Raw genomic sequence first — 7773 nt, forward strand, 5'->3', positions numbered from 1 at the left:
GCCTTCGTCACGCGGCCTTCGTCGTCGAAGGAGACGGTGAGCTTGCCGAGATATTTCGAATAGGCATAGGCCTGGACGATCGGAACGTCGCGCCCGTCCGGTCCCTTCACCAGCGTCGGGTAGGGACCTGCCGCCTTCGGGTCGGTGGAGGAGAGGAGCGTGTGCGAGTGGCCGCCGACGATGACGTCGATCGCAGGCACCTCCGCGGCGAGCCGCTTGTCCACCTCGTAGCCGGAATGGCTGAGGAGGATGATCTTGGTGACGCCGTCCGCGGTGAGCGTCTCGACCTCGCGCCGTGCGGCCTCGACCGGGTCGGTGAAGGTGATCGACTTGCCGGCGGCGGTCAGTTCCTGGTTATCCTGCGGCGTCAGGCCGATCACCCCGATGCGCTCGCCGTCCTTCTCGATGACCGTCGAGGCTCTGACGACCTTAGCCAGCCCCGGCTCGCGCACGAGGTCGGCGTTCGCCATCAGCATGGGGAAGCGCACGGCTCCCGCGAACTTCTCGATCACCGGCACGCCGTCGTCGAACTCGTGGTTGCCGACCGCCATCGCCTCGAAGCCGATCGTGTTCATGAACTCGGCCGCGTCGTCGTTGCGGTAGCGGGTGTAGAAGAGCGATCCCTGGCTCTGGTCCCCGGCGTCGAGGAGGATCGTCGGCGTGCTCCCGGCCGCCGCGCGCGCGGCCTTCACGGCGCTGGCGATCCGCGCGATGCCGCCGAAGCATGCGTTCTCGGCCGCGTCCTTCTGCGAGCAGGGCCCGTCCGACTTCGAGATCGGCTCCACGCGGCTGTGGAAGTCGTTGATGTGGAGGATCGTGAGGTCGAACGCGCGGGCGGGCAGGGCGGTGCCGGCGGAAAGGCAGGCAACGAGGCCGAGGAGGGCGGATCGCATCAAGGGCTCCTTCGCTTCGAAACGGGCTGGCGCTTCGCAATGGGCCGGAGTGTCCCGGCACGCGGCGGCTTTGGCAACCCTTGGAGACCGTTCCCTACCCATCCCGTTTGACAGGGGTATTTCCATCCCCCAAACCCGGACACACTATCGCTTGACTGGAGGAGCCCTGCGCCATGACCGAAACCGTCGAGATCCACGGCCTGAAGGTCGCCTCCGTGCTGAAGAGCTTCGTCGAGGGCGAGGCGCTGCCGGGCACGGGCGTCGAGGCCGACGCGTTCTGGCGCTCGCTCGCCGAGATCCTCGCCGATCTCGCGCCGCGCAACCGCGAGCTCCTCAAGGTGCGCGACGACATGCAGGCGCGGATCGACCACTGGTGCGCCGAGCGGCAGGGACGGGCGGTGGACGGCGCGGAGGCCGAAGCGTTCCTGCGCGAGATCGGCTACATCGTGCCGGAGGGCGACGCCTTCTCGGTCGAGACCGCCAACGTCGATCCGGAGATCGCGACGATTGCGGGCCCGCAGCTCGTCGTGCCCGTCCTCAACGCCCGCTTCGCGCTGAACGCGGCGAACGCGCGCTGGGGCTCGCTCTACGACGCCCTCTACGGCACCGATGCCATCCCCGAGGACGGGGGCGCCGCACGCGGCCGGGACTACAACCCGGCGCGCGGCGCCAAGGTCGTCGCCTGGGTGCGCGATTTCCTCGACCGCTCGGCGCCGCTCGACGGCGCGTCTTGGAATGAGGCCACCGGTTTCGCCGTTGCGGCGGGCCGGCTCGTCGTGCGCCTCGACGGCCGCGACGCCGCGTTGGCGAGGCTTGAACAGTTCGCAGGCTATCGCGGCGTGGCGGACAAGCCGGACGCGATCCTCCTCGCGACCAACGGCCTTCATGCCGAAGTGGTGATCGATCCCTCGACGCCGATCGGCAAGATCGATCGCGCCGGCATCTCCGACGTCGTACTGGAAAGCGCCGTCACCACGATCCAGGACTGCGAGGATTCGGTCGCCGCGGTCGATGCCGAGGACAAGGTCGCGGTCTACCGCAACTGGCTCGGCCTGATGAAGGGCGACCTCGCCGAGACCTTCGAGAAGGGCGGGCGGACGATGACGCGCCGCCTCAACCCCGATCGCGACTACACGGCGCCCGACGGCGGGGCGCTGACGCTGCCCGGCCGCTCGCTGATGCTCGTGCGCAATGTCGGGCACCTCATGACCAATCCGGCCGTCCTCCTTTCGGACGGTTCGGAGGCGCCGGAGGGCATCCTCGACGCGATGTTCACCTCGCTGATCGCGATGCACGACCTCAGGAAGACGGACGGGGCGAAGAACAGCCGCGCCGGCTCGGTCTACATCGTGAAGCCGAAGATGCACGGGCCGGATGAGGTGGAGTTCGCCGACGAGATCTTCTCGCGCGTTGAGGCGGCGCTCGGCCTCCAGCCCGACACCCTGAAGATGGGCATCATGGACGAGGAGCGGCGGACCACCGTCAACCTCAAGGAGTGCATCCGTCGGGCGCGCCGCCGCGTCGTCTTCATCAACACCGGCTTCCTCGACCGGACCGGCGACGAGATGCACACGTCGATGGAACTCGGACCGATGATCCGCAAGGGCGACATGAAGGCGTCCACCTGGATCAAGGCCTACGAGGACCGCAACGTCGACACGGGGCTCGCCTGCGGCCTTAAGGACCATGCCCAGATCGGCAAGGGCATGTGGGCGATGCCCGACAAGATGGCCGCGATGCTGGAGCAGAAGGTCGGCCACCCGAAGGCCGGCGCCAACACGGCCTGGGTGCCCTCGCCGACGGCCGCGACGCTCCATGCCACGCACTACCACGAGATTTCGGTCGCCAAGGTGCAGGCCGGCCTCGAGGGCCATCCGCGCACCAAGCTCGCCGACATCCTGACGATCCCCGTCGCCGTGCGCCCCAACTGGACGCCGGAGGACGTGCAGGCCGAGCTCGACAACAACGCGCAAGGCATCCTCGGCTACGTCGTGCGCTGGGTCGATCAGGGCGTCGGCTGTTCCAAGGTGCCGGACATTCACGACGTCGGCCTGATGGAGGATCGCGCCACCTGCCGCATCTCGTCCCAGCATATCGCCAACTGGCTGCGCCATGGGGTGGTGACGGAGGCGCAGGTCGTCGAGACGATGAAGCGCATGGCGGCCGTGGTGGACAAGCAGAACGCCGGCGACCCCGCCTACGAGCCGATGGCGACCGATCCCGATCGCTCGATCGCGTTCCAGGCGGCGCTGGAACTCGTGCTGAAGGGCCGCGAGCAGCCGAACGGCTACACCGAGCCGGTCCTCCACCGTCGCCGCCTGGAAAAGAAGGCGGCGGGGCGCGCCGCCTGAGCCTCGGGTTGAGCGACTTACTACAGGATGCGGGTCCCCTGGTCGTCCAGGGGGCCCTTTTCGTGTCCGCCTTCCTGTCGGCGACGCTCCTGCCGGGCTCGTCCGAGGCGCTTCTCGTGGCCCTGATCCTGAAGGGCGGCTTCGATCCGACCGTGCTGGTGCTGATCGCGACCGTCGGCAACACGCTCGGAAGCCTCTTCAACTGGGCGTGCGGGCGTTGGCTGATGCATCGGAGCGACGCGCGCTGGTTTCCCGTTTCCGAACGGCATCTCGGCCGGGCGCGCCGCTGGTTCCAGCGCGTCGGGCTGCCCTCGCTGCTTCTGGCCTGGGTGCCGGTGGTGGGCGATGCGCCGACGCTCGTCGCAGGCCTTTTCGGCGTGCGCTGGGCGCCGTTCCTCGCCCTCGTCGGGCCCGGCAAGCTTGCGCGCTACGGCGTGGTGGCCGCGACGACGCTCGGCGTCCTCTCGCTCTGACCGGTCAGGGCTGGGTCGGTGCAGGCAGGCTGCGCGCGGCGGCATCGGCCGCGCCTTGCGGCTCCGGCGCGCCGGCATTCTTCGCCTGGCGGCGCAACTCGTCGAGCGTCGTCGATCCGCGGAAGACGATCGCGTTGCCCTGCGTCGTCGGCGACACCGCGCCGCTGCGCCCGGTCCAGTTGAAGTGGTCGGCGCGCCCCTCGGTCGGGTCCATCGGCGCGCCGGCGACCACGAGCTTGGCCCGCGGGCTCGCATCGGCCGTGGCGCGGGTCGCGGGCACCGCGACGCCGCCCAGGAGATTGTCGCCGCCGTCGAGGCTCGGATCCGAGAAGCCGACCGGCGGGGTCGTCGTGGCGGACGCGAGGTCGCCCGCCGAAGGCAGGTCGGCGGCCGACATCTGCTGCGATCCGAGGCTCGCCACCAGATCGTCGACGCTGAGACCCAGGATCCGCGTGACCGGCTTCTCGACGAAGTAGGCGAGCTTGTCCGAGCCCGCGCCGGTCAGCGTGATGCCATCGGAATTGCGCAGGCGCGCGGTCTGGCCGGCCATGTCGGGTCCGGACGCGACGAAGGCGCCGTTGGCATCGGTGAAGCCGCCCCAGACGTCGACGAACTCGCCGCCGGCCTTCAGGGCCGCGGTCCGGTAGAGGTCATTGAAGTAGACCATGTCCTCGCTGGCGCGGTCGATGTCGAAGGGCAGGGCGCCGACCCAGACCAGCGAGGCGCCAGCGGCGCGCACGGCCGAGGCCAAGGCCTCGACGCGCGCCGTGTAGCGGTCGCTCCATTCGGCGGTGCGCAGGGCGAGCGACGATCCGGCCTCGCGGATCGCCTGCCGGTCGTTCGCCCCGAGCATGACCACTACGACGGCTGGCTTGGTCTCGGTGATGGTCTTGCCGATCTCGGCAGGCCAGTTGAAATGATCCTCGCGAACGAGGCCGGAGGAGCCGTCGACCTTCGAGACGACGCGGATCTCGCGGTTCTGCGAGACGGCCTCATCCAGCCCCTTGGCAAGCGAGCCGGCCATGAAGTCGCCGACGACGAGAACCGTGCGCGCGGTTTCGCTCTTCTCGAGCGGCGCAGCGGCCACAGCTGCCGCTCCCGCAGCGCCTCCGGCGGCGGCCACGGCCTTCGTGCCCTTCGGTCGCGGAGCCGCGGCGGTTGCCGTGCGAGGCTTGCGCACCTTCTTCACCTGCCGGCGCGGCGGCGGATCGTCGACGCGCTGCGGCGGCTGGCGGGTTTCGGTGCGCCCGCCGCCGAAGAGCATGTCGAGGAGGCCGCGCCGCTGCTGGGCCTCGGCTTGCGGCGCGCGCGACGCCTCGGCGCCTACGACGCAGAGGGCCAGGATGGCGGACAGGAAGGCGCGGGACGCCCGCGCGTGGATCGTGTCCGCCATGATGCTCAGTGCTTCCGCAGGAGGTCGAGGAGGGCCTTCGAGGCGTTGCCGTCCTCGGCGACGCCCGCCCGGCGCTGGTAGGCGGTGATCGAGGCCTTGGAGCCGGAGCCGATCTTGCCGTCGATCTTGCCGTCGTAGAGGCCGTGGTTGGTTAGCCGCTGCTGCACCTCGTAGCGCTCCTCCATCGAGAGGGGCGTGTAGCCGCGGGGCCAGGGCTGCGCGAAGTCGCCGTAGCCGGCGATCCGGTCGGCGAGGTGGCCGACGGCGAGCGCGTACTTGTCGGCGTTGTTGTAGCGCTTGATGACGAAGAAGTTCTTGGTCATCAGGAACGCCGGGCCGGAGGCCCCCGCCGGCATCACGAGGTTGGCGTTGTCGCCGGGGTTCGGGAAGGCGCGGCCGCTGACGCGGGTGAAACCGCTCGCGGCCCACTGCGACAGCTTGCGGTTGGTGCCGCGCATGTCGGCCGAGCCGCCGGGCGCCACGACCTCATAGCCCCAGCTCTTGCCGGTCTGCCAGCCGTTCTTAGCGAGCAGGTTGGCGGCGGTCGCCAGCGCGTCGGGGATCGAGTTCCAGATGTCCGGGTGGCCGTTGCCGTCCATGTCCACGGCATAGGCTTGGTAGCTCGTTGGGATGAACTGGGTGTGGCCCATCGCGCCGGCCCAGGAGCCGGTGAGGCCCTTCGGCGACACGTGGCCGTCCTGCACGATCTTGAGCGCGGCCAGAAGCTGCGTCCGGGCGAACTTGACGCGCTTGGGATCCATGTAGGCGAGCGTCGCCAGCGCCTGCGGCACGCTCTTCATCACGTCGTCGCGCTCGAGGATGCGGCCGTAGTTGGATTCCATCGACCAGATGGCGAGGAGGATGTGGCGGTCGACGCCGAAGCGCTTCTCGATCCGGTCGAGCCAGGGCTTGTACTGGATCAGCATCCGGCGCCCCTCGGCGACCGACTCGTCGTTCACGCGGTTGTCGAGATAGTCCCAAATCTTGTCCTGGAACTCGGGCTGGAAGCGCGCCTTCTCGATCACGTCGTGATCGGGCTCGCTGACGCCCGCGAACACGGCGCGATAGGTGTTGCGGTTGATGCCGTTCGCCACCGCCGTCTTCTCGAAGCCGGAGATCCAGTTGCGGAAACCGGCATCGGCGAGAGCGGGCGTCGAGGCCGTGGCGACCAGGAGCGCGAGGCAGCCTGCGGACAGGCCGAGGAGGCGCTTGTGGATCGGTCCAGGCATGGGTCTACTCCTTGGAAGGACAGAACGTTAGCGAGGGCCTCGAGTCTAGAGGGCGGATGTGAACGCTTCCTTTACCACGTCCGGACACGAAAAGGTTTTCGATGTGTGAGGTGTCATCTAATCAGCATCTTCTTGGGCGAAATCACGGCGCTCGCGGGCGATTCGCTCGACGCGGCGTGTTGATCGAACATATAGTCACGATCTCGTAATCGGCAGGAAGGATCACGAATGCGCAAGGTCAGGAAGGCCGTCTTCCCGGTGGCAGGTCTTGGAACGAGGTTCCTCCCCGCCACCAAGGCAATCCCCAAGGAGATGCTGACGGTCGTCGACCGCCCCGTGATCCAGTACGTCGTGGACGAGGCGCGCGAAGCGGGCATCGAGCACCTGATCTTCGTCACGGGCCGTAACAAGGGTGTGATCGAGGACTACTTCGACATCCAGGTCGAGCTCGTGAACACGCTGACCGACCGCAACAAGCAGACCGAGCTGAAGCTTCTCGACAGCCTGCAGCCGACGCCGGGCACCGCGAGCTTCACCCGCCAGCAGGCGCCGCTCGGCCTCGGCCACGCGGTCTGGTGCGCGCGCGACCTCGTCGGTCCCGAGCCCTTCGCCCTTCTCCTGCCCGACATGATCATGCAGGACACGCAGGGCTGCCTGAAGAAGATGGTCGAGCTCTACGAGGAGACCGGCGGCAACGTCATCTCGGTGGAGCAGTGCGATCCGGCCGAGACCCACAAGTACGGCATCGTCGGCAAGGGCCCCGAGGTCGGCTCGGGCTTCCGCATCGACGGCATGGTCGAGAAGCCGAAGGCCGACGAGGCGCCCTCGAACTTCTTTATCTCCGGCCGCTACATCCTGCAGCCCGAGATCTTCGACATCCTGTCGACGCAGGAGAAGGGCGCGGGCAACGAGATCCAGCTGACCGACGGCATGCTGAAGCTCGCCAAGCAGCAGGATTTCTTCGCCTACCCGTTCGCCGGTCGCACCTTCGACTGCGGCTCCAAGGAAGGCTTCATCCAGGCCAACGTCGCCTTCGCCCTGTGGCGTCACGACATCCGCCACAAGGTCTTCGACGACCTGGAGGAGCTGATGCGCACGGTGGAGCCGGAAGAGCGCCGCGCCGTGCCGCGCCCGGCCGCCGAGTAAGGGGTCCGCCAGGACCGGACATGCGTGAGGGGCGCCGCAAGGCGCCCCTTTTTCGTGATCAGCGCTGGAGCCGCATCCCGAGCCGGAAGGTGTTGGCGTCGTAGTCGAGCCCCGGCAGCGGCGAATCGAACCGGTCGTAGCGGTAGCGCGCGGTCACGGCGAGGTATCGGCTCAGCCAGTAGGTGAGGCCCGTCTCGGCGGCGTAGAGGTTCTCGTCGCCCGCCACCGGTCCGTCGCGAAGGCCCGCGATCAGCCGCCCCTCGACGTCGATCCGCGCGGTGGCGCGAT

At 68.6% G+C, this 7773-nt stretch carries 7 protein-coding genes; 3 read left to right on the forward strand and 4 right to left on the reverse strand.

What is annotated here, in order from left to right; all coding sequences use genetic code 11:
• The coding region (locus QZ753_RS08115) for a metallophosphoesterase (protein WP_294642646.1) at positions 1 to 893 on the reverse strand (893 nt) is incomplete at its 3' end.
• Between the two features lie 173 nt (positions 894 to 1066).
• Between QZ753_RS08115 and QZ753_RS08120 the strand changes: the two genes are divergently transcribed.
• Positions 1067 to 3244 (forward strand): malate synthase G, encoded by a 2178-nt coding sequence (locus QZ753_RS08120; RefSeq protein WP_294642647.1) that lies wholly within the window; start codon positions 1067 to 1069, stop codon positions 3242 to 3244.
• Between the two features lie 62 nt (positions 3245 to 3306).
• Positions 3307 to 3717, forward strand: coding sequence for a YqaA family protein (locus QZ753_RS08125; RefSeq protein WP_294642650.1), 411 nt, complete (start codon positions 3307 to 3309; stop codon positions 3715 to 3717).
• A 4-nt stretch (positions 3718 to 3721) separates the two neighbouring features.
• On the opposite strand, the gene QZ753_RS08130 is transcribed toward QZ753_RS08125, so the two are convergent.
• Positions 3722 to 5110 carry a DUF459 domain-containing protein gene (locus QZ753_RS08130; RefSeq protein WP_294642652.1) on the reverse strand — a complete coding sequence of 463 codons (1389 nt, stop codon included), beginning with the start codon at positions 5108 to 5110 and terminating at the stop codon, positions 3722 to 3724.
• A gap of 5 nt (positions 5111 to 5115) precedes the next feature.
• On the reverse strand, positions 5116 to 6339 hold the full coding sequence (locus QZ753_RS08135; RefSeq protein ID WP_294642654.1) for a lytic murein transglycosylase: 1224 nt from the start codon (positions 6337 to 6339) through the stop codon (positions 5116 to 5118).
• A 228-nt stretch (positions 6340 to 6567) separates the two neighbouring features.
• On the opposite strand from QZ753_RS08135, the gene galU reads away from it, so the two are divergent.
• Positions 6568 to 7485, forward strand: a complete 918-nt coding sequence (gene galU, locus QZ753_RS08140; RefSeq protein ID WP_055892500.1) for a UTP--glucose-1-phosphate uridylyltransferase GalU — start codon at positions 6568 to 6570, stop codon at positions 7483 to 7485.
• A 58-nt stretch (positions 7486 to 7543) separates the two neighbouring features.
• Here galU and QZ753_RS08145 read toward each other — a convergent pair.
• The coding region (locus QZ753_RS08145; RefSeq protein WP_294642656.1) for an outer membrane beta-barrel protein at positions 7544 to 7773 on the reverse strand (230 nt) is incomplete at its 5' end.

Source organism: uncultured Aureimonas sp. (genome assembly GCF_913775355.1).
Classification (GTDB): Bacteria; Pseudomonadota; Alphaproteobacteria; order Rhizobiales; family Rhizobiaceae; genus Aureimonas.